This window comes from Paraburkholderia podalyriae, from assembly GCF_014397785.1.
Taxonomy (GTDB): Bacteria; Pseudomonadota; Gammaproteobacteria; order Burkholderiales; family Burkholderiaceae; genus Paraburkholderia; species Paraburkholderia podalyriae.
In genome coordinates this window covers 1-24,791 of record NZ_VZQQ01000013.1, presented here as the reverse complement: position 1 = coordinate 24,791, position 24,791 = coordinate 1, and the positions used below count along the sequence as shown (strand labels likewise).

The 24,791-nt window shown below is 65.3% G+C and carries 22 protein-coding genes; 9 read left to right on the top strand and 13 right to left on the bottom strand.

What is annotated here, in order from left to right; all coding sequences use genetic code 11:
- The first annotated feature begins 76 nt into the window (after positions 1-76).
- The 4 genes from F6X42_RS17085 (at position 77) to F6X42_RS17070 (ending at position 2,631) form a co-directional block, all read left to right on the top strand.
- Positions 77-760: a Fe2+-dependent dioxygenase gene (locus tag F6X42_RS17085; protein WP_187635351.1), complete on the top strand. Its 684-nt coding sequence runs from the start codon at positions 77-79 to the stop codon at positions 758-760.
- A complete protein-coding gene (locus F6X42_RS17080; RefSeq protein WP_187635350.1) occupies positions 757-1,479 on the top strand; it encodes a PepSY-associated TM helix domain-containing protein in 723 nt (240 codons plus the stop codon). Before F6X42_RS17085 ends, F6X42_RS17080 begins: the two co-directional genes overlap by 4 nt.
- A gap of 111 nt (positions 1,480-1,590) precedes the next feature.
- Positions 1,591-2,280, top strand: coding sequence for a nitroreductase (locus tag F6X42_RS17075; RefSeq protein ID WP_187635349.1), 690 nt, complete (start codon positions 1,591-1,593; stop codon positions 2,278-2,280).
- Positions 2,281-2,316: 36 nt separating this feature from the next.
- Complete coding sequence (locus F6X42_RS17070) at positions 2,317-2,631, top strand: high-potential iron-sulfur protein (protein WP_187635348.1); 315 nt, start codon at positions 2,317-2,319, stop codon at positions 2,629-2,631.
- A 28-nt stretch (positions 2,632-2,659) separates the two neighbouring features.
- Here F6X42_RS17070 and F6X42_RS17065 read toward each other — a convergent pair whose 3' ends face one another.
- Together F6X42_RS17065 and F6X42_RS17060 are read right to left on the bottom strand one after the other, a co-directional pair.
- Positions 2,660-3,010 carry a DOPA 4,5-dioxygenase family protein gene (locus tag F6X42_RS17065; protein ID WP_187635500.1) on the bottom strand — a complete coding sequence of 117 codons (351 nt, stop codon included), beginning with the start codon at positions 3,008-3,010 and terminating at the stop codon, positions 2,660-2,662.
- Positions 3,011-3,041: 31 nt separating this feature from the next.
- The gene (locus tag F6X42_RS17060; protein WP_187635499.1) at positions 3,042-3,545 is read right to left on the bottom strand and encodes a GNAT family N-acetyltransferase; all 504 of its coding nucleotides are present in this window, start codon (positions 3,543-3,545) and stop codon (positions 3,042-3,044) included.
- A gap of 282 nt (positions 3,546-3,827) precedes the next feature.
- Here F6X42_RS17060 and F6X42_RS17055 point away from each other — a divergent pair, with 282 nt between their 5' ends.
- On the top strand, positions 3,828-4,100 hold the full coding sequence (locus F6X42_RS17055) for a DUF1488 family protein (protein ID WP_187635347.1): 273 nt from the start codon (positions 3,828-3,830) through the stop codon (positions 4,098-4,100).
- Between the two features lie 745 nt (positions 4,101-4,845).
- On the opposite strand, the gene gmtX is transcribed toward F6X42_RS17055, so the two are convergent.
- The 4 genes from gmtX to F6X42_RS17035 all read right to left on the bottom strand — a co-directional run bounded on the left by gmtX (position 4,846) and on the right by F6X42_RS17035 (position 11,798).
- Entirely contained in the window at positions 4,846-5,505 is a 660-nt protein-coding gene (gene gmtX, locus F6X42_RS17050; RefSeq protein ID WP_187635346.1) for a gamma-mobile-trio protein GmtX, read from the bottom strand.
- The gene (gmtZ, locus tag F6X42_RS17045; RefSeq protein ID WP_312892746.1) at positions 5,502-8,042 is read right to left on the bottom strand and encodes a gamma-mobile-trio integrase GmtZ; all 2,541 of its coding nucleotides are present in this window, start codon (positions 8,040-8,042) and stop codon (positions 5,502-5,504) included. The genes gmtX and gmtZ overlap by 4 nt, the downstream gene beginning before the upstream one ends.
- 93 nt (positions 8,043-8,135) lie before the next feature.
- On the bottom strand, positions 8,136-9,536 hold the full coding sequence (gene gmtY, locus F6X42_RS17040; RefSeq protein WP_187635344.1) for a gamma-mobile-trio recombinase GmtY: 1,401 nt from the start codon (positions 9,534-9,536) through the stop codon (positions 8,136-8,138).
- Between the two features lie 294 nt (positions 9,537-9,830).
- On the bottom strand, positions 9,831-11,798 hold the full coding sequence (locus tag F6X42_RS17035) for a hypothetical protein (protein WP_187635343.1): 1,968 nt from the start codon (positions 11,796-11,798) through the stop codon (positions 9,831-9,833).
- 314 nt (positions 11,799-12,112) lie between these two features.
- On the opposite strand from F6X42_RS17035, the gene F6X42_RS17030 reads away from it, so the two are divergent.
- The 3 genes from F6X42_RS17030 (at position 12,113) to F6X42_RS17020 (ending at position 14,412) form a co-directional block, all read left to right on the top strand.
- Entirely contained in the window at positions 12,113-12,466 is a 354-nt protein-coding gene (locus tag F6X42_RS17030; RefSeq protein WP_187635342.1) for a YciI family protein, read from the top strand.
- Between the two features lie 180 nt (positions 12,467-12,646).
- Positions 12,647-13,060, top strand: coding sequence for a YciI family protein (locus F6X42_RS17025; protein ID WP_187635341.1), 414 nt, complete (start codon positions 12,647-12,649; stop codon positions 13,058-13,060).
- Positions 13,061-13,137: 77 nt separating this feature from the next.
- The gene (locus F6X42_RS17020) at positions 13,138-14,412 is read left to right on the top strand and encodes an RNA polymerase sigma factor (protein ID WP_187635340.1); all 1,275 of its coding nucleotides are present in this window, start codon (positions 13,138-13,140) and stop codon (positions 14,410-14,412) included.
- 60 nt (positions 14,413-14,472) lie between these two features.
- On the opposite strand, the gene F6X42_RS17015 is transcribed toward F6X42_RS17020, so the two are convergent.
- From F6X42_RS17015 to F6X42_RS16985, 7 genes are all read right to left on the bottom strand, one after another.
- Complete coding sequence (locus tag F6X42_RS17015; RefSeq protein WP_187635339.1) at positions 14,473-15,060, bottom strand: DUF4337 domain-containing protein; 588 nt, start codon at positions 15,058-15,060, stop codon at positions 14,473-14,475.
- A gap of 123 nt (positions 15,061-15,183) precedes the next feature.
- Complete coding sequence (locus tag F6X42_RS17010) at positions 15,184-16,152, bottom strand: quinone oxidoreductase family protein (protein WP_187635338.1); 969 nt, start codon at positions 16,150-16,152, stop codon at positions 15,184-15,186.
- 137 nt (positions 16,153-16,289) lie between these two features.
- Positions 16,290-19,358, bottom strand: a complete 3,069-nt coding sequence (locus F6X42_RS17005) for an efflux RND transporter permease subunit (protein WP_222945629.1) — start codon at positions 19,356-19,358, stop codon at positions 16,290-16,292.
- Positions 19,359-19,374: 16 nt separating this feature from the next.
- The gene (locus F6X42_RS17000; RefSeq protein ID WP_187635337.1) at positions 19,375-20,526 is read right to left on the bottom strand and encodes an efflux RND transporter periplasmic adaptor subunit; all 1,152 of its coding nucleotides are present in this window, start codon (positions 20,524-20,526) and stop codon (positions 19,375-19,377) included.
- Between the two features lie 50 nt (positions 20,527-20,576).
- Positions 20,577-22,103, bottom strand: coding sequence for an efflux transporter outer membrane subunit (locus tag F6X42_RS16995; protein ID WP_187635336.1), 1,527 nt, complete (start codon positions 22,101-22,103; stop codon positions 20,577-20,579).
- A gap of 51 nt (positions 22,104-22,154) precedes the next feature.
- Positions 22,155-22,355 carry a hypothetical protein gene (locus tag F6X42_RS16990; protein ID WP_187635335.1) on the bottom strand — a complete coding sequence of 67 codons (201 nt, stop codon included), beginning with the start codon at positions 22,353-22,355 and terminating at the stop codon, positions 22,155-22,157.
- Positions 22,356-22,424: 69 nt separating this feature from the next.
- Entirely contained in the window at positions 22,425-23,159 is a 735-nt protein-coding gene (locus F6X42_RS16985; protein WP_187635334.1) for a GNAT family N-acetyltransferase, read from the bottom strand.
- A gap of 92 nt (positions 23,160-23,251) precedes the next feature.
- On the opposite strand from F6X42_RS16985, the gene pdxR reads away from it, so the two are divergent.
- Positions 23,252-24,791 (top strand): MocR-like pyridoxine biosynthesis transcription factor PdxR (pdxR, locus tag F6X42_RS16980; RefSeq protein ID WP_246530114.1); only part of this gene is annotated, 1,540 nt, incomplete at its 3' end.

Genomic DNA, 24,791 nt, shown 5'->3' with positions numbered 1-24,791 from the left:
CGTTTTTGATGCGCACTGAGCGCATGCGTCCGGCTTGCCGCTGTTGCGAACGGCAAGCCGACGCAAAGGACACATCATGCTGCTGCACATTCCGAAGGTACTGGACGCCGGGCAATTGCGCTTCATGCGCGAGCGGCTCGATCGGGCCGGCGATGCGTGGGTCGATGGCCGCGCGACCGCCGGCTATCAGGGCGCACCCGTCAAGCGCAATCAGCAGATCGCCGAGCACTCGACGCTCGCGCGCGAACTCGGCGATGTGATTCTCGCGGCGATCGAGCGCAATCCACTGTTCATCAGCGCGGTGCTGCCCAATCAGGTCTATCCGCCGCTGTTCAATCGTTACGAGGGCGGCATGCAGTTCGGCAGCCACGTCGACGGCGCGGTGCGCGTGCTGCCGAACGGCGTGAAGCTGCGCACCGACGTGTCGGTGACGCTGTTTGTCAGCGCGCCCGACGAATACGACGGCGGCGAACTCGTGATCGAGGACACCTACGGCGTGCAGCAGGTCAAGCTGCCGGCCGGCGACATGATCGTTTATCCGGCGACGAGTCTGCACCAGGTGACGCCGGTCACGCGCGGCGCGAGGGTGGCGAGCTTCTTCTGGGTGCAGAGCCTCGTGCGCAGCGACACGCATCGCGCGCTGCTGTTCGACATGGACACCGCGATTCAACGGCTCAATGCCACTGATGCCGATGAGACTGCGCGGCGCAGTCTCGTCGGTTGTTATCACAATCTGTTGCGTACCTGGAGTGAAACGTGAGCGTCTTGGACACCCTCGACATTCAACCGCCCGCAGCCGGCGAACATGACGCGCAGGAGGCACGGCGGCTCGATGGCGATGAGCGGAAATCGCGCCGGCAGCGCTCGCGTCGCGCGAGCGTCATCAAGTGGCTGCGCAACGTGCATGGCTGGGTCGGACTGTGGGGCGCGGCGCTCGGTCTGCTGTTCGGCGCGACGGGGTTCTTTCTGAACCATCGCGGCGGCCCGCTGCGCGTTTTGACCGGCGAGCCACAGGTGTCGGTGATGCAGGTGCCGCTGCCGCAACCGGCGCCGCAAACGCCACGCGAACTCGCGAAGTGGCTCGAGCAGGAGCTGAAGATCGGGGGCAGTCCGGGGCGCATGCAGAAGGAACCCGAGCATCCGGTGGCGTGGGGCGATCGCAGCGTCGTGCAGCCCGAGCACTGGCAGCTGAACTTCGCGTCGCCGAAGCAAAACACGTCGGTCGAATACTGGGTCGGCAATAACACTGTGACGGTCAAGCGCAGCGCGAATACCTTGCTTGCAATGCTGACGAACATGCACAAGGGTGTGGGCCTGAGCGTCGGTTGGGTGCTGCTGATCGACACCCTCGCGGGCAGTCTGATTCTGCTGTCGCTGACGGGCGTGCTGTTGTGGACCGAGTTGAACAGGCGCAAGACGGTGGGGCTCCTGCTCGTGGTGGGGTCAATCGCGGCGGCGGTCGTGTTGGGGACGATGTAAGGGGCGCAGCGCAACGCTTCGGGCGAATCCGGTGCGCTCGCGGGGAACCTGTAACCGGTACGCGCTAGAATCATCGCAGACCCACTTCGCTGGCTCTGCCGCCATCCGCCGATGACCTCTCCCGCGAATCCCGTCGACACCGCGCTAACCACGCGGCGCTCGGTGCGCGCCTTTCTGCCGACACCGGTGCAGCGCGCCGACATCGAAGCCATTCTCGAAGCCGCCAGTCACGCGCCGTCGGGCACCAACACGCAGCCGTGGCAGGTGTACGTACTGACGGGCGAATCGCTCGCGCGTCTGTCGCGCGATCTGCTCACAGCCTACGACGATCCGCAGCGCGACGAGCTGTACCAGGAAGAGTACGCGTACTATCCGCGCCAATGGCAGTCGCCGTTTATCGACCGGCGCCGCAAGATCGGCTGGGACATGTATGGCCTGCTCGGCATCGACAAGGGCGACAAGGCGCGCATGCACGAACAGCACTCGCGCAACTTCCGTTTCTTCGACGCGCCCGTCGGCCTGCTGTTCACGATCGATCGCAGCCTCGAGCGCGGCAGCTGGCTCGATTACGGCATGTTCCTGCAGGCGATCATGACGGCCGCGCGCGGACGCGGCCTCGACACCTGTCCACAGGCCGCGTTCATGCAGTTTCATCGACTGATTGCCCAACATCTCGGCTTGCCCGAGAACGAGCAGTTCGTGTGCGGCATGTCGCTCGGCTTCGCCGACCCGAGCGCGCCGGTCAATACGCTGCGCCCCGAGCGCGAACCGGTCGAGCGCTTCACGCGCTTTCTCGATTGAACGCAGCCTTCAGTCCCCACCCAGAGACAAATCACAATGCAAACATCGCGCCGCCATTTCCTGTTGTTGAGCGCGGGCGTCGGCTCGTCGCTCGCGCTGTCTCGCGTCGCGTTTGCCGCGAGCGTTCCCAACGCGCTGAGCGAGAGCGATCCGCAGGCACAGGCGGTCGGCTATACCGAAGATGCGTCGAAGGTCGACAAGGCCAGGTTCCCGAACTTCGCGGCCGGGCAAACGTGTGCGAACTGCTCGCTATTTCAGGGCAAGGCGTCGGATGCGTACGGCGGTTGCACGCTGTTCGGTGCCAAACAGGTCGCGTCGCGCGGCTGGTGCAGCGCGTACTCGAACATGTGAGCACGTCGCCGCATCGTTCGCATCGCTGCTAGAGCAGTGCCTTCAGCACGAGCTCGTGCGAGTGTCCGATCCATACGGCGGCGTCGCGATGATCGCGCAGCGCGTCGCCGGTATTCGGATGCAGAAAGACATCGAGCGCGCCGTGATTGAGCGTGAGCCACCCGACCACCTCGGCGAACTGCGCGTGCGCGAACGCGAGCTGATACGACCACATCGGGTGCGGGCCGACCGGCCGTTCGTGGAAGCGCCCGATCCGAAGCTTGTCGCCCCAATGCGCGTCGATCTGCTCGCGAAACGCCCAGGCGGCGTCGCGGCTCGCCGCGTCGAAATAGATGTGCGCGTGCCAGCTTTCTATCGCTGAAGCGTCGCGAAAGGTCATATCAGAGTTCATCGCCAGGCTCGTTCCCGTATCAGTCTTTATCCGACATTCGTTCTGCTTCGCTTTCCGCCAACGCGCGCGCTACGAGGCGCATGTAAAACTGTGTCCGATCCTCGCCGACGATCTGGAAGCCGAGACGATCGTACAGCCGCTTGGCGGGATTGCCCTTGAGCACCTGCAAGCTGACCGGCAGTGCGTCGGCAGCGGCCGCGCGCAGGATCGTGCGCAGCGCCTGCTCGCCGATGCCGCGTCCCTGGAGCGCCGGCGCGATCTGCACTTGCACGACGAACCATTCGTCTTCGTTGCGGTGCGCCTTCAGCAGACCCGCGGGCGCGTCATCGATGCAGATCACCTGCGCTGCGTCGTAGCGATGCAGCAGGCGCGCGCGATGGGCGGCGTCGTCGGTCGGCTCGCCGGCGCGCGCCAGGTGTTCGGTCATCGTCGTCTTGCGCAGTTCGAGCAGGAAGGCTTCGTCGTCGGGTTGCGCGGGACGCAAGGTCAACCCGGATCGTTGGGCAGGCAGTTGGGCGGACATGTCGGCAAGGTTGTGGCGCGCGATCGGGCGCACCTCGATGATGCGAAGCGCGAGTAAGAATTGTCGTCGATTGTCGCGCCGGCTGCGCTTTTTTACCACGCGGCTATGTTGCAGTCTTCCCATTTTGCGAGGCAGTAGGACCGGTCGGGTCGGTTGATTGGCGAGGCGTCACATTCCACGTTGTATGGCATGTGTTTTGCTAAAGCTTGCTTCGCGTTTCGAGGGCGCGGTCGTCAAGCCATCGCCTGCCGGAACAGGGTAATCAACGTTGCGAGGTGGGCTATGACGATGATCGAGGCGGTACCCAGCGTCTCGGCAGATGGACGCGCGGTGATTTTCCAGCTTTCGTCGCAGGGACGCGACCTTGAATGCGCGGTCACGCGCGAGGCGCTCGAAGAGCACTTCTGGCTGCAACGCGGCGCGGGTGAGGCGCGCATTCTGAAGACGTTCGCGGATGGGCGCAAACGTATTACCGCGATCGCCGAACGAAAAATGCTCGCGCGTCCCGGTGAGAAGGTGTTGCTGACAATCGCCGATTTCTCCACGCGCGGTTGACTTGCGTGGTGCGGCGCTGGTCGTCGCGCCAGGATATATCTGGCGAAATCCCGCTGTTACATCGATTCGCCAAATTAACCCGCCAAAGCCCCTCGCTTCGCGCAATTGCATTGGCGCGTGCGGGCCTACACTGTTTTCCATGGAGCGACAAATCACCGAACTCCATCGATGCGATTCCCCTCGTGTCGTGTTTGAACCGTACCGTTGATATGCAGTTCGCAGTTCGCAATAGACGCAGTAAAGCGCGCAATGCATCGAGCAACGAGCGCGAAGTAAAGGGGTAGCGGCCAGATGCACGAAATAACGAGGACCGGCCCACAAGCAGTCGCAATTGAAGTGGTGGTTTGAATCGGCAGCCTGAAGGTTGCTGTCGAGTGGTAGAAATTGCCGGTGCAGTACACGTAAGCAATAGCTTTGCAGGTTAGGTGGTTATAGGTCGGCAGGCATCCACGCGCTTGCTCGATTGTTCCATCCTGTCAGCCCTGTTCCTTGCGGAACAGGGCTTTTTTTCGTCGGAACGAAGCGGGCTTTCTCTTTCTGGCGGCTCCGAGCCGATATGCGGACAGAACAAAAAAACGCCCTTCCGTTCTTATTCCTTAACCGTACATAGTTCGTGAGTGAGTGACTCAGACGCCTCGTTTTACAAGGCTTTTGCGCATACCAACCTTGCGATGTACGGACACATCGCAATACATCGTTACCTTCAGGCGCCGACGGCAACGTCGGCGCTTTTCCGTTGCGCCGGTCAGTCGCCAAGCACTTTGCGAATCGCGCGCGCGAACCCCACCTCAAACACCGTTCGGCCGCGTTCATTCACGATTTCGCCGTGGCTGCCTTCTCGCAGGCCGCGCTCTTCGAGATAGTCGGCCGAAACCGACTTCTGCAATGCCTCGCGCTCTGAAGGCGTGAACTGGGTGGCCGTGGCGAGCACGGCCACCGATTGCGAGTCAGATACAGCTGCGACCGCACCGAGTGGACGCCGGTCCACGGTCACCTGCGCGTTGGCTTTCAGCACGTTGAGCTGCGCCTTGAGCCTGTCGCGTTCCGCGATGATGGCCTGCATGATGGAGCGAATGGCCGGGTCTTCGATGCGCGTCAGATATTCGTGGCTCGCCAGCGTCTTTGGCAGCTTTGGCGCAGGTGGGCCGGCGTAGGCAGCCCATGCTTCAATCAGTGCCTTGTAGTCGGCCGACTGGGCGTTGTAGAGGGCACGCCCCTTCATAATGCCTTCGGCTTCCGCCAGCCGGCCGATGGCCGGCAGCGAGAAGTCGCGCGAGCCCGCGTCATGCTGCCTTCGGCAGAGTTGGTGCATCTTCATCAGATTCGCGCGCCGGTTGGAGCGCCCACCCTTGGCGAGCAGCGACTCCAGTACTGCGTCCGGGTAGATGTCCGTCGCGCCATTCATGCTCCGTCTCCCGCGAGTGCTTGGCACCTGGCGGGGAACGCCGGGAGGGGATTTGTCGTGGGCAGCAGGGCGGCGAGGTCGATACCGAAGTGCTGGCTGAGGCTCATGCCCGCGTCCATGAGTCGAATAACTTGCCGTTGGCCGAGTTCAAGATTCGTTGGGTTCATCTGCTGGGCGAGGCGGCGCATGAAGGCATTGCCAGCGAGCAACTGCTCCGATTCGCTTAACAGCATGAAGACCGGCGGCAGGTCGTCGCGGTAGAGCACAGCATCGAGCAGTTGGCTGCGGCGGAACACCGCCTTGCCCGGTTCCAGGTCGAGGTAGACCTCGGCGTTTTCACACACGCCGGAGATCTGGAGCAATTCCGACTCCGTTTCCTCGAAGGCGACATGCACGTCGCTCACCGTGCCGGCGGCCACCAACAGCATAGTGTCGCCCTGCGGGGCTTCGAGCGCCGCCTTGCAGCGTTCGATGAGACGCCAGCAGGCTACGAGGTCTTCGGCGAGGTCGCTGAAGCGCTTCATAGCGCTCTCCCACACCCGCTCGGCCAATCGGTAGGCTTTCATCCGCGCGAACGGTTGGCCCGCGTCTTCCGCATCGGCTTTCTGCTTCTTCAGGTCCTGAAGCTCGTTTTCACGGGTGAGACAGGCGTTTCGCGCCTCGTCGAAGTGGTAGGCGAGCGTGTTGAAGTGGGCGGCCAGCGCCGGCAAGTGGTGCGGTTCAGTCACGAACCAGCGACAGCGCACGCAGTTCCGACTGCCGCCTGGAACAGGCCCGTACCTGGGACTGTCTGACGAAGAGCCCTTGGCAGTCATGGGGCCGCCGTTGTAGCAGCCGCCCACCGAGCCGTTGCCCTCGATCTCGCTGGCGTTGCCGCCAACGAGGCACAGTCCGTGGTGCATGGACATCCAGCCTGCCGGGTTGCGCGCGGCCGGATGCTGCGGAATGGCGGCGGCGAGGCTGGGCACGCTGTTGCAGATGGCCTGTTGCAGAAGTTCGTCGTGCTCGGTGTCGAGCAGGAAGTTTTGGATGCTTAGTTCCTTGCTCGCCTCCAGTCGTTCCGCTGCGCCAAGGAGCGCGTCGCGGATGTGGGTCGCGCCCGGCTTCGTGTAGTACAAGGTCATCAGCAGGCGGCTGTGGCCAACGAGCTTCTGCAGCAGCGGGAACGGTACCTGGCCCTCAAGCGCCAGCGCGGTGATGAGTGACACACGGAGGCTGTGCAGCGGGAAGAGGGTCGTCACTCCATTGTTCTGCTCTTCCGCCGGAGGAAGGAAGCGAATCGGCTCGGCGTTGCGATGGGTTTCGCCCCGGTCGGCCAACCGAAGCTCGAACGCTTCTAGTAGGGTGAACCAGTTTCGTAGCAACGTCATTTCCTTGAGCGGAAGATGACGCTCGCCCTCATCAACCTCAGGCATCCGGAAGAGGAAGCAGGTGTCGGGGTAGCCCGCGAGTTGCACGTCGCTCTTCGCCTTGATGTGGCGACCATCGAGTTCTGTCCACGCCGTGCGCCGCGAGACGGGATTGTACTTCTCCTGCCAGTTGCGCAGCTTCTCCAGCCAGTAGAAGACGCCCTGATGCACCGGCCCGCCGAAGGGCCACGGCAACACGTAGCCCTTCTCCGGACCGGACGTGGCGATGTCAGCAGTCTTGTTGGTGTTGATGTATAGGACCGTCGAGACGGCCTCGCCGTCGGCGAGGAGGTCGCTGCGGCGGAACACTCCCTGTTGCAGGGGCCTCCGTTCGCTGCCTTGCGCGAGCCGGCCCAAATTCAACGTCCAGTTTCCCGCCGCGTAGCGCCAAGTATCGGCTTCGCCCGAGTCGAGCATGCGCACCTGGAACGTGCGTAGCGGCAGAATGAGCTTCGTGAGCAGGGCCACCCAGCGGACCGGACTCCACATCTCCAGCACCTGCCCAGAGCGATGGTTCCGGCTTACCTTGCGGACCCGCCACACGCAGTCCGGGTCGTTACGGTCGATCTGGTCCTCGGTCGCTTCGAACCAGTCGGGCCCGGAGCGTCCGCGCTGGCCTTGGCCAATGTCGGTTCCCAGCGCCCTCTGCGCCCACTGCCAGTCTCGGAAGTGCGGTCCCGCCGCAAGCATCTGCCGCAGTTCGGCGATGTAGCCATAGGGTAGCGGCGAATATACGCTCTCGTCGCGCTTAGGCAGACCACTCTTTGACATCCTGCGAACGGGGTTGTGGAAGGCCGGCGAGACAACCGGTCGGCCGTGGTCCTGGGCTTCGCTGAACTGGCACAGCAGCACGAATTGCAGGAAGGTATGGATGTGGTTGTTGTACTTGATGCCCTTCTCCGAATCCGGGCAGGCTGTTTGGTAAAAGTCAGACAGGACGGTGGTGCGAGCCAAGAACACGGACGGGTCGAGCGGTAGAGCCTGCTGGATGAGATAGCGCTCCAAGAAGGCCACCAATGCTTGGAGCCTTGCGTCGACACCGCGTGTTTCGCCTTTCAGCCACTCCACCGCCAGCATTCGCCAGGCGGCGAGCTGCGGATATTCCCGCTCGACCCAGCCGAGGGTCATGTCCGTATCCCGCTTTACTCCCTTTTCCTTTTGGGCCTGGATGGCGGACTTCCTTGATGCATTCGTTGTTTTCTTTCCATCCATAAGGATTACTCAGTCGTTGTAGTCGGCGCCCGGTAGCAACAGGTCAGACGCGGACCGTGGTGTTGGGTACAGGTCTCGCAGCCGCTGCGCGGCCGCTTTGAGCGCGGTCACGGCCTCGCGGGTACTTGCCTGGGTGTAGACCTCCTGGCTCTCCATCGAGGCGTGATGCATAAAGCGGCGGACAAGCGCCTTGTCGACGCCGGCCTTGCGAAGTCGCCGACCGTAGGCGTGCCGGTGTCCGTGCGGCGTTGTCCCCAGCGCCTTGCTCACCTTGAGCCCAATGCGCTCGCACGCAGCGGTGTGCGCCTTGTTGTACTGGGAGAGCGTGTACATGGCGCCGACTGGCGCGCGGTTCAGGTTGATGAAGGCGAAGGGATGGTCGCGCTCGGAGCGCGCAACCTGTTCGAGATAGCGGTGCCAGATGTGCAGGAACCACTCGCCATACTCCGGCAGGAACCAGTACGCCTGCTTGTAGTAGGGGCCGTCGTGCGTGCCGCCCTTCCAGCCGGCGTGCCTGCGGCTCATCAGGTTGGTGCGAGGCACCAGGCCGAACTGGCTGGCGAGATATTCCGCTCGGTCGCCTCGACGTGGCCGTCCCCGCTCATCGCGCCAATCGGCGGGTGCGGCACCGTAGCCTGGGTGGTGAATGAGGACCTTTGCTTGGCGCTGATTGGCGGGGTCCGGGAACACATCGGAGATGTAGAGGTGGAAAGGCTCTGACTCGCGGAAGCCCGCGCCGTGCAACAGTAAAGTGATGAGAATGCCACGATAGTCGTAGCGGCCGGCCGGACAGAATCCCTTGACAAGCAGTTCCTCGAAGCGCTCTTCCGGAAAGGCTGGTGGTTCGCCCGCTTCGACCTTGGGCAGGCGTCGACCTCGCACACGGTGTCCAGTTTCCGCGGGAGATGCGTTTGCCGCCCAGGTGTGTCCAAGGAAGGCCTTGTTGCGTCGGTATTGGTAAGCAGCTTCGTCGGTCATGCGGTCAAAAGCGCCGCCCGCATAACTAGGATTCACCTTGGCCGCCTCAGGGCGCATTTCGCCAAGCCAGTCAAAGAAGTCGGAGAGATGGGTAATGATGTGTGAGGAATCTTGCGGCGAGCGTGGCGCCCAGCACAAGCCGCTTGGGTCGAGCCCGGTCTCCCGGTCGAAGGTCCCAGTGTAGAGCCGCTGGGCAAAGTTCTGGAATAGGCGATACGTATCCCGTTCGGCCGGGTTGCTTTGAAGATATTCGAGGAACATCCGCACCGAGCGGGTCACCTTCGTCATCCACGCCAAGCTTCGGTCGTGACTGCGATATAGGCAGTAATCGACTAACGGCTCCAGCGCGCCGGCCGGCGTCAGTAGTGCAGGAAGCTGTGTATAGATGCCCGAGGCGTCGGTGTAGACGCGGGCCTTGACGGTCACCAACATGCGATGGTCCCATCGGCCATAGCTACGTCGACTGGGGTCGCTAGGGGTTCAGCGCAGGTAATTCTTCTCCGCAAGCTTTCTCTACCGCACATCAAAAAGCCGCGCATTGTACATGCGATGTCAAAGCACGGTATAGCTTGTCATTTCGCCGGGCAAGAAAACACCCCTTCGTGAGGGGTGTCTCGGGCACACGCAGTTGAAAGAACTCGAACTATGTATTCCCGGTTGGGGGGAAGAACCACGGGGCGCTTTTCGCATCTAGCGACGTCGACTCGAAACCGCGCGCGGCAAACGCTAGTCGTTGTACTGCGTGATATCCAGGGACTCGGTCCCGTCCCTTGCGCCGCTCAACTGAATGAGCCGCGAGCCTCCCGCCGTCAACGCGGGGAACGGGCAGTTCGTGCAGGTTTGCACGCCGGCCGGATCGACGCCCGCCCGCACCGTCGCCTGATATTGCCCACCGGTCGTGTTGTTGGCGGGACCGAGCGTGAACCCGTTCACTTGCTCGCCCCCCGCCGACGTCTGCGCGGCGGCCGCGATCCCCGTCGACGTAACCGGATATGCCAGATTCAGGCCGTCGTTCACGAGACCCGACCAGGTGACGCTTAGCGCGTACTGCACATCGGCGAGCGCGGTGCCCGGCGTCAGGAACTGCGTGGTCGCGTCGTTCATCAGCAGCGTCGGCCACGGGATCGAACTGCCCGCCGCCGCATTGAGCGGCCTGCCGGGATTGATGACCGACGACTGGCCGCGCTGCGCGCCGTTGATGTCGTAAAACGTGACCGTATAGGTCGAATAGAGCGGCACGCTGCCCGCATCGAGCGATTGCGCCGCATAAAAGCCCGTCGAGGCCGGCGGCGTGAAGCTCGCCGTCGACGACCGCGACTGCCAGGACCAGCGGTACTGCGAAGTATTGCTGCCCGTCGTCGCGGGCGTCACCGGCGGCGCGCTCAATGCGCTATCGGCCAGACCGAGCGAGCTGCTGCCCGATGCGCTGCGCGGCATCAGCCACACGGGTGCGGCAAGACCCGGCCCCGTCACCGACGCCGAATACACGTTCGGGTTCGACGCGGTCGGGATCTTGATGTCGAGCCCGGACTCATAGCGGTTCACGTCGCTCAGTCGCGTATCGAGGTAGGTGCGGCGCTGAATGTGCGACATGATCGCCACCGCGAACGACGACTGATCGCCGATCAGATTCCAGCCGAGCTGCATGCCGCTGGTGAGCGTGACCGGCGTCGCGAGCGGCTGCGCGATGCTATACAGCACAGCGGGCGTGCCGTTCGCGAGCGTGAGCGGCAGTTGCACGAGCGCGAGCTGCTTGCCGTTGCGCATGAAAAACGCGAGGGTTTTCGGCGAACCGAACACCGCGCCGGTCATCGCTGAGTCGGTCAGGCCGTGCGCGGTCGCGAGATCGTTCGAGCCGCTTTCCTTGAATGCGGTGTCGATCGCGGGCGAGCACGACGTGTTGTTCAGTGCGCCGTTCGCCGCGCAGGCGCTCAGCAGCGGCGCGAGCGGCTCCAGATAGTTCGCGGCGACCGGCGGCGCGGCGAGCACGACGCCCTGCGCGGTCTTGTTGTTCAGCACGATGGTCGTGGTCGGCGCCGCGTTCGACGCCAGCGCGCGACCGCCGTTGGCTCCCGTGACGAGCGACACCGAGTCGATCACCGCATCGGCGCCCGTGTGATTCGGCGTGAACGCGGTGCCGATCGAATCGAAGCCGGCCGTCTGGAGCCCATTCTGCTTGAGCAGGTTCGTGAGGATCGTGTCGAGCGTGATTGTCGCGAGCTGGACCGATTGCAGCGTGAGCTTCGCGAGCGTGCTGTTCGAAGCCAGCTCGATCGGATTGCCAGAAGCGGTCAGCATCGCGGCGAGCGCGGTGGTGAGCGTGGTCACGTTGGCGACGGCCGGCGCGGTGCCGGTGGGCAGCCTCGCGACCACGGACGACAGCGGTGCGGAAAGGCCGCCGGCGTCGGTCGCGATGATGAAGAACGGCAAGGTCATGCCCTTCACCGGGATGCTGTACGCGCCCTGCGCATTGGTTGTCGCGGTGGCTTGCGCGCCGGTCGCGTCGATCAGCGTGACGTTCGCGCCGACCAGCGCGCTGCCGGCCGCGACGGTGCCGCTCACCGACGTCGTGGTCGCCGGCGCCGTGCCCGACGAGCCCGTGCCGGAATCGCCGCCGTTGCCGCATCCGCCGAGTGGTAAAAAGACGCAGGCGACGGCGGCTGCGATGCCGGTGCGCACGATCGATCGATGCATGAATTTCCCCGTTGCTCGAATTATTTGAATGGCACCTTCGCGGACCGGCTGCGACGGCTGTTTGAGCGCGGATGTGAAGGGATTCCGGAGAATACTGGAAAGCGGCATCGACGTGTCGCGGGCGGCCGGTTGATTCGAGTGACGCGGCTTGTTACGAGTGTCCGTAGCGGGGCGCCCGGGCGCGTTTGCCGCTGCGATTGCCGCTTGCTAGACTGGCTGCGCCTGCTTGCCGCCTACCTGCCGCCGAGGCCACGCGTGGCGGTCGTCGTTGCCATACCGACTCGCGTACACCACCGAGCCCAATCGGAGACATCATGTCCTACATGCTGCTGATCGTCGAACCCACGGACCAACGCGAGGAGCGCGGCGAAGCCGCGGGCCGCGATCTCTACGACCAGATGGTGCGTTTCGCCGAGGTCCTGAAGACGCGCGGCAAGCTGGTCGCGGTCGAGTCGCTGACGTCGCAGAAGGACGCCATCCGCGTGCAGGTCCGCAATGGCCAGTCGAAGCTCGTCGACGGGCCGTTCGCCGAAGCGAAGGAGATGATCGGCGGGTTCTTTCTGTTGAACTGCGACAGCCGCGAAGAGGCTGTGGCGATCGCGCAGTCCTGCCCGGCGGCGGCCTGGTGCACGGTCGAGGTGCGCAAGCTCGGGCCGTGCTTCATCTAGCCACGCGCCAAACCAGCGCGCATCCGCTTCGGTGTTTTCCCTGGGATGCCGGAGCCGCCGCGCGTGTCGATCCGACCGTGCATCGCGCGTCGTGTGAGTGAGGGGCGAGCGGTCGTGGCGCCGCTACGCGATTCCGACGAATCCACTCACAACGAACCACTAACAACAAGGAGCAACGACATGCGATTCATGATCATCGTCAAAGCCACGGCCGCGAGCGAAGCCGGCGAGATGCCCGAACCGTCGCTGATCGCCGCGATGGGCGCATACCACGAAGAGCTCGCGAAGGCCGGCGTGCTGCTCGACGCGACGGGTCTGCAGCCGAGCTCGAAAGGCTGGCGCGTGCGCTATAGCGGCGGCGAACGGGCCGTCATCGACGGGCCGTTCGCGGAGAGCAAGGAGCTGATCGCTGGCTACACGCTGATCCAGGTGCGCTCGCGCGACGAAGCGATGGAGTGGGCGCGGCGCTTCCCGGCGCCGTTCGGTGAGCACGCCGATGGCGAAATCGAGGTGCGGCAGCTGTTCGAAATCGACGACTTCGAGCCGGGGCCGGAAGTCGAGCGCTTTGGCAAGCTCGAAGCAGATCGCCGTTGATTTCATGGCCCACGTCTCGGAACTCGCGTACATGTCCCTGAACCCGCAACCGTCTGCAGCAGGTGAAGGCTAACGTCGTGACGATACAGGCCACCCATCGTGCGATCGACGCTGTCTGGCGGATCGAATCCGCGAAGGTCATCGCTCACGTCGCGCGGATCGTGCGCGACGTCGGGCTCGCCGAGGAACTCGCGCAGGACGCGCTGGTGGCCGCGCTCGAGCATTGGCCGGAGGCGGGCGTGCCCGACAACCCCGGAGCCTGGCTGATGACGACCGCGAAAAACCGCGCGCTCGATCGCCTGCGCCAGGAAGCGCTGCATGCGCGCAAGCGCGAGGAGCTCGGCCACGATCTCGACGCGATCGAAGCGCACGTGGTGCCCGATTTCGTCGATGCGCTCGATGCCGCGCGCGCCGATGACATCGGTGACGATCTGCTGCGTCTGATCTTCACCGCCTGTCATCTGGTGCTGTCGACCGATGCGCGCGTCGCGCTGACGCTGCGCCTGCTCGGCGGCCTCACCACCGACGAAATCGCGCGCGCGTTTCTGGTGCCGGAGCCGACCATCGCGCAGCGGATCGTGCGCGCGAAGCGCACGCTGTCGGCGGCGCGCGTGCCGTTCGAGGTGCCGCAGGCGGACGCGCGTGCGGCGAGGCTCGCGTCGGTGCTGCAAGTGATCTATCTGATTTTCAACGAAGGTTATTCGGCGACCGCCGGCGACGACTGGATGCGCCCTACGCTATGCGAGGAGGCGCTGCGACTCGGACGCGTGTTGAGCGGTCTCGTGTCCGACGACAGTGAGGTTCACGGCCTGGTCGCGCTGATGGAAATTCAGGCGTCGCGCACGCACGCGCGCACCGATGCGCAGGGGCGCCCGGTGCTGTTGCTCGATCAGGATCGCAGTCGCTGGGACCCGCTGCTGATTCGCCGCGGTCTCGCTGCGTTGAATAACGCGCATGCGCTCGGCGGCGCAAGCGGGCCGTATGCGTTGCAGGCGGCGCTGGCCGCGTGTCATGCGCGGGCACGCCGCGCCGAGGAAACCGACTGGGCGCGGATCGTCGCGCTTTACGACGCGTTGGCGCAGGTCGCGCCGTCGCCGGTGGTCGAGTTGAATCGCGCGGTCGCGATTGGGATGGCGTTCGGACCGGCGGCCGGACTCGAGATCGTCGATGCGCTCGCCGCCGAGTCGGCGCTCGCGAATTATCACTGGCTGCCGAGCGTGCGCGGCGATCTGCTGGTCAAGCTTGGACGCGGCGATGAAGCGCGCGCGGAGTTCGAGCGCGCCGCGGCGATGACGCGCAATACGCGCGAGCGCGAGTTGTTGCTGGAGCGTGCGCGCGGGCTTGCGCATTGAGGCCGGCACGTTGATGCTGGCACGTTGGTGCTCGCGCGCACATCAGCGCCGCCTCCGCGCTCATAGCCCGAAAAACGCCGCGCCCGCAGTCAACACGCCCGCGCCCGCGACGAGGTACGACACATTGCGCAGCCAGTTCTTGCGCGTGAGCAGCGTGATCGCGCACAGCGCAATCGCGACCTGAATCAACAGCGTCGCCTGGGCCCAGCGATGATGGCCGTGCAGCAGCCCTTCGCTGCGCGTGTCGGCGGCGACCACCTGTTTTTCGATCGCTTCGGCGTTCGCGCGGATCGGCTCCTTCTGCTGCTTGTATTTGTCGGCGTCGGCGAGGAATTTGGCGTGCGCGTCGCTATTGGGCGCCGACAGCGCCGCGCCGAGTTCGGCGAGGTTTTCCTTCTCGCCCTTCGCCTGATAGTAGTTCCACTGGTTCGACGCTTCGGTCTTCTTGATCGCGGCTTCGTTCTTGTAGAACAGCGCGAGGTTTTCGGCGTTGCCGCTTTGGTACGCGCACAGCGCGCCGATCGTCGCGAGGATCGCGGTCATTACGGCCATGCGGCTCGCGAACGGATCGGCGTCGTGATGCGCGGCGTGGCCGGCGTGTTCGACGGCATGGTCGTGCGGACCGTGTACTTCATATTCTTCAGACATCGGATTCTCCGGGGCAATGCTTTCGTCGTCATAGCCGGGCGGCGCGGCCCCCGGCGGCCTCAATCTTAGCGTGTTGCGTGGGGCCGGAGACCGCGCCTTCAATGCGGTGTGACAGAGGGACGGTTATTGCATGCGAATCACAATGCGTCCGCGTGTGCCGGCGGCGACCGCTTCGTAGGCTTCGCGCGCGCGGGCGAGCGGAAATTCCTGCGCGATCGCCGGGCCGCTCAGCTTGCCGTTGTCGAAGCCCTCGACGAGCGCCGTCATCAACGGCGCCGATTGCGCGACGCCGAGCTTGGCACTGTCGACGCCGAGCAATTGCGTCTCATTGTGATAGAAATCGATCAGATCGAACTCGACGCGGCGCTTGCCGGTCCCGCTGATTTCGAGCACGCGTCCGCGCCGCCTCGCGAGACTCAGCGCGGTCTCGAACGCGACGCCGCCGACCGTGTCGTAGACGACTTCGGCACCCGCGCCGCCGGTCAGCTCGCGCACCCGTTCGGCCGCGTGTTCGTCGAACGGCACGTAGGCGTCGATCAGGCGCCCAGCGGGCGAGGCCGGATCGAGCGGCCGGCGGTCGACGGCGATCACCCGCGCGCCCCGTGCTTTCGCGATCTGCACGACCGCGCCGCCGACACCGCCGCCCGCGCCAAGCACGGCAATGGTCTCACCGGCCTGCAAGCTGGCATATTCGACGGCGCCGAGCCACGCGACCACGAAGTTCACGCCGATCGCCGCCGCCTCGGCGTGGTTCAGCGCGACCGGCTTGCGTGCCAGCGCGGCGACCGGAATGCTGAGGTACTCGGCGTGCGTGCCGTCGCGCGTGAAGCCGATGTCGCCGCCGGTGCCCCACACCTCGGCGTCGAGCCATGCGGCCGGCCCGTCCACCACTACGCCGCTGAAGTCGCGCCCCGGCGTGCGTGGCAGCACCGTGTGCTCGAAATGGCCAGACACGTTTTTCACGTCGCTCGGATTGACCGAGGCCGCCATGACCCGCACGACCGCATGGTCCGCATCGGCTCGAGGCGTCGGCAGATCGACGTATTCAAGCACGTCGGGGCTGCCAAAGGATTTGAACTGGATCGCTTTCATCGTGCCTGGCTCCTGTTGATCGTGCGCCGCGTTGCGCGGCGAATGCACCGTAGTCTAAAGGATGCGCGTAACGGCATCAGGACAACGGCTTTCGAATTGCGGACAACGTGCGCGCCGAATGCGCGAACCCACAGCCGCTAGCCCGCCCGACCCGCGTCGCCGGCTTTCGGCGACTGAGCATGCCGCTGATGATCGGTGGCCAGAAACATGTACATCGCCGGCACGACGAACAACGTGAACAGCGTGCCGATCGACATCCCCGTGAAGATCACGAGCCCCATCGCGTTGCGGCCCGCCGCGCCCGCGCCCGACGCGATCACGAGCGGCACCACGCCGAGCACCATCGCCGCGGTCGTCATCAGGATCGGGCGCAGCCGCACGCCCGCCGCTTCCTCGACCGCTTCACGCTTCGCGCGGCCGGCGCGCTGCAGTTCGTTGGCGAACTGCACGATCAGGATGCCGTGCTTGCTGACGAGCCCCATCAGCGTGACGAGGCCGACCTGGGTGTAGATGTTGAGCGTCGTCAGACCGACGTTGATGAAGATCAGCGCGCCGAACAGCGCCATCGGCACCGAGATCAGGATCACAATCGGATCGCGGAAGCTCTCGAATTGCGCCGCAAGCGCGAGGAACACGATGATCGTCGCGAGCAGCAGCGTGATGACGAAGCCGCCCGACTCCTGCACGAACTGGCGCGACTCTCCCGAGTAATCGGCCGAATAGCCGGCCTGCGCGACCTGCGCGGTCGCCTTGCGCAGAAAGTCGAGCACCTGGCCTTGCGACACGCCCGGCACGATCACGCCGGAGATCGTCGCCGAGTTCAACTGCTGGAAGTGGTTGATCGATTCGGGCACCACGCTATGCTGCAGATGCGCGACCGTCGACGCCGGAATCACACTGCCGTCCGGCGTGCGCAGATAGTAGTCGAGCACCTGCTGCGGATTGAGCCGGTCGGTCTGCAACACCTGCGGGATCACCTTGTACGAGCGTCCCGCAATCGAGAAATAGTTGACGTAGCCGCCGCCCAGCGCCGACCCGAGCGCCTGTCCGACGTCGCTCTGCGACAGCCCGAGTGAGGCCACCTTGTCGCGATCGACGACGAGCTTCGCTTCCGGCTTATCGATTTTCAGGTCGGTATCGACGAAGAAGAACATGCCGCTCTCGCGCGCTTTTTCGAGCACCGCTTGCGACACCTCGTTAAGGTTTTCGAACGGCTCGGTCGTGCTGATCACGAACTGCACCGGCAAGCCCTGGGAGCCCGGCAGCGGCGGAAACTGGAACGCGGCGACGCGCGCCCCCGCGATCTGGTTCCACTTCTGCTGCAACTCCTGCTGTAGAACGGTCGCGTTCTTGCCGCGCTTATCCCAGGTCTTGAACAGCACGCCGCCGATACCATGGTTGATGGTCGGTGAGCCCGTGAGCTGGAACATCTGCGAGTATTCGGGCAGCCCCTTCGACGCATCGAACACCTGGTCCGCGTAGGTCTGCATCTGTTGGATCGTCGCGTTCGGCGGCCCGATGATCTGCGAGAGCACGATGCCCTGGTCTTCCTGCGGCGCGAGTTCCGACTTCGAGGTCATGAACAGATACACCGTGCCGCACAGCAGCAGCGCGCCCATGATCACGAACACGGGCCAGGTGTCGAGCGTCGCATGCAACAGGCGGCCGTAGCCGCGATGCACACGCTCGAACTGGCGGTCGACGAAACGCGCGAAGCGCCCCGCGTCCTGCTCGGCGCGGAAAAAGCGCGAGCACATCATCGGCGACAACGTGAGTGCGATCACGCCCGATACCGTCACCGCCCCCGCGAGCGTGAACGCGAACTCGGTGAAGAGCGCGCCCGTCAGCCCGCCCTGGAAGCCGATCGGCGCATACACGGCGATCAACACGACGGTCATCGCGACGATCGGGCCGCCCAGTTCGCGCGCGGCGATCAGCGCGGCGTCGAACGGCGTCTTGCCTTCGTGCTTCATGTGCCGATCGACGTTCTCGACGACGATGATCGCGTCGTCGACGACGAGCCCGATCGCGAGCACCAGCGCGAGCAGCGTGAGCAGATTGATCGAATAGCCGAGCACCTGCATCACGAAGAACGTGCCGATCAGCGACAGCGGCATCGCGATCAGCGGCACGATCACCGCGCGGAAGCTGCCTAGAAACAGGAAGATCACGACGGTCACGATCACGAGCGCTTCGACGAGCGTCTTGATCACTTCCGCGATCGCGGTGTTGACGAAGTCGGTCGCGTCATAAACGATGTCGCCCGTCATGCCGGTCGGAAACTGCTTCTGCAGATCGGGGAACACGGCTTTCACGCGCTTGGCCACATCGAGAATGTTCGCGTCCGGCGCGACCTTGATGCCAATGAACACCGACCGCTTGCCGCTGAACGCGACGTTGAAGTCGTAGCTGTCGGCGCCGAGCACGACGTTCGCGACGTCCTCGAGACGCACGATCGAGCCGTTCTTCTGCTTGACGACGAGCTGCTTGAAGTCGTCGACGGTATGCAGGTCCGTGCCCGCTTCCAGGTCGACGCTGACCATCTGCCCCTTCGTCGTGCCGAGCGTGGCGAGATAGTTGTTGTTGCCGAGCGCGGTGTACACATCGCTCGCGCTTACGCCGTGCGCGGCGAGCCGCGCGGAATCGAGCCACGCGCGCATCGCGAACTGCCGGCCGCCGAGCACTTCGGCGGTCTGCACGCCCTGGATCGAATCGAGCTTCGGCTTGACCACGCGCAGCAGGTAGTCCGTGACGTTGTTGCTCGGCAGCACGTTGCTGTAGAAGCCCATGTACATCGCGTCGGTGGTCTGCCCGGTCTGCACCGTCAGCACCGGCTGCTGCGCCTGCGGCGGCAACTGGTTGCGCACCGAGCCGATCTGCGTGTTGATCTCGGTGAGCGCGCGGTTCGCATCGTAGTTCAGACGCAGCGTCGCGGTGATCGTCGACACGCCCGTGATGCTCGTCGACGACAGGTAGTCGATGCCCTGCGCCTGCGCGATCGCCGCTTCGAGCGGCTGCGTGATGAAGCCGGCGATGGTGTCCGAGTTCGCGCCATAGTAGGCCGTCATGATCGTGACGACCGCGTTCTGGGTCTGCGGATACTGGCTGACCTTCAGCACCGCGAGCGCGCGCAGCCCGAGCACGAGGATCAGCAGGCTCACGACCGAAGCCAGTACCGGCCGGCGGATGAAGGTGTCCGTGAACATGATCGGGCGGCCTCGCTTATTGTTCCTGCGGCGTCGGATTCGGACTGTCCGACGGCTGAACCCGGTTGTCGATGATCAGCGGCGTGCCGTTCTTCAGCTTGATCTGGCCGCTCGTCACGACCCGCGTGCCGTCGTCGATGCCCTTCAGAATCGCCACCTGGTCGCCGCGCGTCGGCCCCGGTGTCACGAACACCTGCTGCGCGACGGGCAGCGTCTTGCCTTGCGCGTTGGGCTGCGTGCCGGGCTTCACGACGAACACGGTCGCCCCATACGGGTTGTAGGTGATCGCCGTTTGCGGCAGGGTCAGGTAGCGCTGTTCGGCGCCCGAGTCGATCCTGACGTTCGCATACATGCCGGGCAGCAGCTTGCGCTCGCGATTGTCGACGCTCGCTTCGATCTGTACGTTGCGCGTCGCGCTATCGACTTTCGGACTCATCGACTGGATCTTGCCGGTGAAGGTTTTCCCGCTGTACGCGTTGGTATCGACGATAACGGTCGCGCCGATCGCGAGTTGGCCGAGCTGCTGTTGCGGCACCGAGAAGTCGGCGTAGATCGGATCGATCGCTTGCAGCGTGACGATCGCATCGCCGGGATTCAGGTATTGCCCCGGATTGATCGTCGTGATGCCGAGGCGCCCCGCGAACGGCGCGCGAATCGTCTTCTTGTCGACGAGCGCCTGCTGTTGCGCGACCTGCGCCTTCTTGCCCTTGAGGTCGGCCGCGTCGGCGTCGAGCTGCGCCTTCGCGATCGCCTTGATGTCGTACTGCGCACGGTCGCGCTCGTAGACCGTCTGCGCGAGTTGGGCCGCGGCCTGCAAAGACTGCAGCAGCGCGACGTCGCTGTCGTCGTTGAGTCGCACGAGGATCTGTCCGGCTTTCGCTTCCTGCCCCGACACGAACGCCACCCCGCGCACGAGACCGGCGACTTCGGTCGTCACGTCGACGCCGCGCACCGCGCGCAGGCTGCCGACCGCCGCGAGCTGCGGCTGCCACGACTGATAGTGGACCACCACCGCGGAGACCGTGGCGGGCGGCGTGGTGTTGGCCGCCATGAACTTCGCGAACATGTGCGCGCGGAACAGGTTGAAGCCGATCAGCGCGGCGAGCAGCAGGCCGACGCAGATCAACATGATCACCATCCGCTTCGTCATCCGTTTTCTTTCGGCCATCGTGATGTCCTTGCTCGGCTTGGGGCGAGCTGGGTTGGGTCAGGGCACGGTCAGTGTGGCGTTGCGGCGGTTGCTGTTGCTGCGGGTGACGACGAGTCCGACGCGGCGGCATTCCACCAGCCGCCGCCGAGCGCCTGGAACAGCGCCGCTGTATCGGCGTAACGCGCTGCCTGCGCCTGCGTGAGACTCACGACCGTTTGCTGATACTGGCGTTGCGCGTCCAGCAGCGCGAGGTAGCTCACGCCGCCGACGCGATACTGCCCGCGCGTCAGTTCGAGCGAATCGCTCGCGGCGCGCGACGCGTCAGTCTGCGCCTTGAGACCGGTCGCGTCGTGTTCGAGCGCGCGCAGCGTGTCCGCGACGTTCTGGAACGCAAGCAGCACCGTCTCGCGATATTGCGCGCCGGCCTGCTCGTAGGCGGCTTCGGCCGCGCGCTTCTGCGCGCTCAGCTGGCCACCGTGAAAGACGGGTTGCAGCAGGCCCGCGCCGATGCTCCAGATCGTGCTGCCGGCCCTGAGAACCTGTGCCGGCGTCAACGCCTCGGCGCCGTAGCTCGCGGAGAGCGTGATCTGCGGATACATCGCCGCGGTCGCGACGCCGACCTGCGCGCTCGCCTGATGCAGCGTGGCGTCGGCGGCGAGGATGTCGGGGCGCTGGCGCACCAGCGACGACGGCAGGCTCACGGGCAGCGTGTCGGGCAGCGAGAACATGTCGAGCGTGAAGTCGGGCACCGAGCTATCGCCTGGCAGTTTGCCGGCGAGTACCGCGATCTGATGGCGCGCCTGATCGAGTTGCTGATAGAGCGGCGGCAGCGTCGCGCGGGTCTGCGCGAGCAGCGTTTCCTGCGCGAGCACGGCCGCGCGGCTCACGCCGCCAAGTGCGAGCTGCTGGTTCAGCACGTTCAGTTGCTGTTCTTCCTCGGTGGCGATCCGCTCGGTCGCGTCGATCTGCGCGCGCACCGACGCTTGCTTGACGGCCGCCGTTACGAGGTTGGCCGATATCGCGAGATAGGCGGCTTGCAACTGGAAACGCTGATAGTCGATCTGCGCATGCAGCGCTTCGAGTTCGCGCCGCGCGCCGCCGAACACGTCGAGCTTGTACGAGACGTTGACCGACGCGTTGTAGAGATTGAATTCCTCGACGAGGCCGGGCTGGCCGAACGCGATGCCGTTGATTTTTTCGCGGGTGGCGCCAAGTTGCGCGTCGACGCTCGGCAGCAAGGTGCCGCCGGCTTGCGCCAGGAAATTCTCGCGGGCTTGTCGCAACGCGGCCTCTGCCGCGGCCATGTTCGGACTGTTGGCGATGGCCTCGCGGATCAGCGCGTCGAGTGGCTCGCAATGAAACAGCGTCCACCATGCGGCGGGAATATCCTCGGCCGGCGCGAAGCGCTGGGGCAGGCCGGCGGGGCCCGGCGCGGACGCGGTCTGGTCGGGCAGCGGCGTGGCGGTGAAGGTGTTGGTGGCCGGCGCGAGTGGCGAGTGGTAGTCGGGGCCGACCATGCAGCCGGCCAGTGCGGCGCAGGCGCACAGCGCAACGTAGATGCGCCGCCGGACAATACGCTGACTCACGTCGATCATCGATCTACCTTGTCTCGCCAGTGGCGGGTGGACCGGACGAAGATGTTCAGGTCACCCGAACGTTCCTGGAGTTGCCTTGCCGTCGCTGGAATTTACCATGCACGGCGCGAACCGCGCTTGGGCGTCGGCTTCGCTGGCTCGCGAAGGCGGATACGAGATCACGTAGGAGGGCACGCTGTCCAGTTCGCCGATGAATCCGCGGATCGCGGTGACGAGCGCCGACGGCGCCTCGAGCGGAGACAGGTGACCCATGCCGGGCAGAATCTGCAGGTGCGCGCCGGCGGGATTTCATCGGCGGCGCGCTGATTCGATCGTCTGGTTTTACCGGGCCTCGTCCGCCCCTCGCCGCTGCGCGATCAGATCGGCGAGCCGCTCGACCTGCTGCCCTTGCGCATCGAAGTTGTCCGCGTCGAGCCAGCGTTGATAGCACGAGCGCAACGCCGGCCACTCGCTGTCGATGATCGAAAACCACGCTGTGTCGCGATTGCGCTCGCGGTAGACGATCGCCTGCCGGAAGATTCCCTCGAACGTGAATCCATAGCGCAGCGCGGCCTTGCGCGACGGCTCGTTCAGCGAATCGCATTTCCACTCGAAACGCCGGTAGCCGAGCTTGTCGAACACTTCGCCGAGCAGCACGAACATCGCTTCGGTCGCGATGCGCGTGCGCTTGAGCCGCGGCGAATACACAACGTGGCCGACTTCGATCACGCCGTTGGCGGGATCGATTCGCATCAGAGCGAGCGTGCCGACTGGCTTGCCGGTCGCGAGGTCGATCACCGCGTAGTGCAGCGGATCTTTCGATGCCGCCATCCGCGTCAGATGCTCGCGATAGGCCGCGAGGCTGTCGAACGGGCCGACCGCGAGATAGGTCCAGTCGCGCCCGTCGGTGGCCGAGCGGTACGCATCGAACAGGTCGGCCGCGTGGCGCTCGACGTCGACGGGTTCGAGCCGGCAATAACGGCCGGTCAGCGGTTCGCGGCCCGGCGGCTGCGCGCCGTGCCAGCCGGGCACGGGCACGCCGATCGGCTGGCCGTAGACGTTACGTGTGGGTTCCATGTCTGTTCTCCTGTCGATGCAGGAACGATACGGCAAACGTGGTATGTTCAAAAGATCCACGACACCATCATTCGATAGGTCCAGCCACCACCATGATCGAAATCATCGGACCGCTCGTCCACGCGGACGACGCCGTCGCCGCGCGGCCCGCGCCGCTGCAAAAGCAACTGATCGACCGTCTGCAGCAGGCGATCCTCGCGGGTCGTCTGCCGGCCGGGTCGCTGCTGCCGTCGTCGCGACTGCTGGCCGCCGAGATGGGCGTGTCGCGCAACACGGTCGTGATCGCCTACGAGCATCTCGCCGCCGTCGGCTATGTGATCGCCGATCGCCAGGGTACGCGTGTGAGCCCGCTGTCGAGCCCCGCCGCGCGTGGCGAGCGGGCGGCGGCGTCGAGCGCGCCGGAGGTCGTGTACGCGGCGCGCGTCGAGCAGTTCGCGGCGTCGCACCATCACGCCGACAACGCCTACGCGCTGACACCCGGCACGCCCGCGCTCGACCGTTTCCCGCTTGCCGCATGGCGGCGCGCGCTCGAACGGGCGATGGAGCGCGCATTGCCGCGCGCGCTCGGCTACGGCACGCCGGCCGGCGAGCCCTCGTTGCGCGACGCGATCGCCGCGCATCTGCGGATGGCGCGCGGCGTGCGCTGCGATGGCTCGCAGGTCGTGATCACCGAGGGCGCGCAGGAGGCGCTGAATCTGTGCGTGCGACTGCTGACCGATCCCGGGCATACCGGATGGATCGAGGACCCCGGCTATCGCGGCGCGAAGGCCGCCTTCACCGCGGGTGACTTGCGCATACTGCCGATTCCCGTCGACGCCGAAGGCATGGCCGTGCCGGCCGACGCGTGGCGCACGCATCCGCCGAAGCTGATCTACACGTCTCCCGCGCATCAGTATCCGACGGGCGCGGTGCTTTCTGTGGCGCGGCGGCTTGCGCTGATCGCGCAGGCGCGCCGCTGCGGCGCGTGGCTGATCGAGGACGATTACGACGGCGAAGTGCGCCATACCGGCGAGCCGATCGCGAGCATGCAGGGCCTCGTCGACGAGGCGCCCGTGCTGTACGTCGGCTCGTTCAGCAAGACGATGTTTCCGGCGTTGCGCATCGGCTTCGTCGTGCTGCCTCGCGCGATCGCCGCGCGCGCCGCTGTTGCCCTGCGAGAGATGCTGCGCGGTGGACATCGGCTGGAGCAACTGGCGCTAGCGCATTTCATCGAAAGTGGCGAGTTCGGGCGGCATCTCGGGCGGATGCGGCGGCTGTACCGCGAGCGCCAGCAGGCGCTGCGCGACGCGCTGGCCGAGCATTTTCCGGCGGCGACGATTCTCGGCGGCGATTGCGGCATGCATCTGACGCTGCGGCTGCCCGCGTCGCTCGACGATCGCGCGCTCGCGGCGCGGGCGCAGGCGCGGGAGCTCAGCCCGCGCGCGCTGTCGGGGTTCGCGATCGAGGTGTCGGAGGAGACCAACGGGCTCGTGATCGGGTATGGCAATACGGAGGCGGAGCGGTTGGAGCCTGCGGTAAGCGTGCTGGCGGAGTTGGCGCGGCAGATGGACGGCGACGCGCGACCGGCTGCGAAGCGCGCGGCAAAACCCCTCGGAAAATCCGCCGGGAAACCCGCCCCGCGACCCCGCAAAA

Excerpts from the sequence above, each read along its gene's own strand:
- F6X42_RS16995 (WP_187635336.1), bottom strand. The coding sequence starts at position 22,103 with ATGATCGACGTGAGTCAGCGTATTGTCCGGCGGCGCATCTACGTTGCG.
- F6X42_RS17010 (WP_187635338.1), bottom strand. The coding sequence starts at position 16,152 with ATGAAAGCGATCCAGTTCAAATCCTTTGGCAGCCCCGACGTGCTTGAA.
- F6X42_RS17060 (WP_187635499.1), bottom strand. The coding sequence starts at position 3,545 with ATGTCCGCCCAACTGCCTGCCCAACGATCCGGGTTGACCTTGCGTCCC.
- F6X42_RS16990 (WP_187635335.1), bottom strand. The coding sequence starts at position 22,355 with ATGGGTCACCTGTCTCCGCTCGAGGCGCCGTCGGCGCTCGTCACCGCG.
- F6X42_RS17055 (WP_187635347.1), top strand. The coding sequence starts at position 3,828 with ATGACGATGATCGAGGCGGTACCCAGCGTCTCGGCAGATGGACGCGCG.
- F6X42_RS17005 (WP_222945629.1), bottom strand. The coding sequence starts at position 19,358 with ATGTTCACGGACACCTTCATCCGCCGGCCGGTACTGGCTTCGGTCGTG.
- F6X42_RS16985 (WP_187635334.1), bottom strand. The coding sequence starts at position 23,159 with ATGGAACCCACACGTAACGTCTACGGCCAGCCGATCGGCGTGCCCGTG.
- F6X42_RS17030 (WP_187635342.1), top strand. The coding sequence starts at position 12,113 with ATGTCCTACATGCTGCTGATCGTCGAACCCACGGACCAACGCGAGGAG.
- F6X42_RS17025 (WP_187635341.1), top strand. The coding sequence starts at position 12,647 with ATGCGATTCATGATCATCGTCAAAGCCACGGCCGCGAGCGAAGCCGGC.
- F6X42_RS17000 (WP_187635337.1), bottom strand. The coding sequence starts at position 20,526 with ATGGCCGAAAGAAAACGGATGACGAAGCGGATGGTGATCATGTTGATC.
- F6X42_RS17035 (WP_187635343.1), bottom strand. The coding sequence starts at position 11,798 with ATGCATCGATCGATCGTGCGCACCGGCATCGCAGCCGCCGTCGCCTGC.
- F6X42_RS17065 (WP_187635500.1), bottom strand. The coding sequence starts at position 3,010 with ATGACCTTTCGCGACGCTTCAGCGATAGAAAGCTGGCACGCGCACATC.
- gmtY (WP_187635344.1), bottom strand. The coding sequence starts at position 9,536 with ATGTTGGTGACCGTCAAGGCCCGCGTCTACACCGACGCCTCGGGCATC.
- F6X42_RS17070 (WP_187635348.1), top strand. The coding sequence starts at position 2,317 with ATGCAAACATCGCGCCGCCATTTCCTGTTGTTGAGCGCGGGCGTCGGC.
- F6X42_RS17075 (WP_187635349.1), top strand. The coding sequence starts at position 1,591 with ATGACCTCTCCCGCGAATCCCGTCGACACCGCGCTAACCACGCGGCGC.
- gmtX (WP_187635346.1), bottom strand. The coding sequence starts at position 5,505 with ATGAATGGCGCGACGGACATCTACCCGGACGCAGTACTGGAGTCGCTG.
- F6X42_RS17085 (WP_187635351.1), top strand. The coding sequence starts at position 77 with ATGCTGCTGCACATTCCGAAGGTACTGGACGCCGGGCAATTGCGCTTC.
- gmtZ (WP_312892746.1), bottom strand. The coding sequence starts at position 8,042 with ATGACCCTCGGCTGGGTCGAGCGGGAATATCCGCAGCTCGCCGCCTGG.
- F6X42_RS17015 (WP_187635339.1), bottom strand. The coding sequence starts at position 15,060 with ATGTCTGAAGAATATGAAGTACACGGTCCGCACGACCATGCCGTCGAA.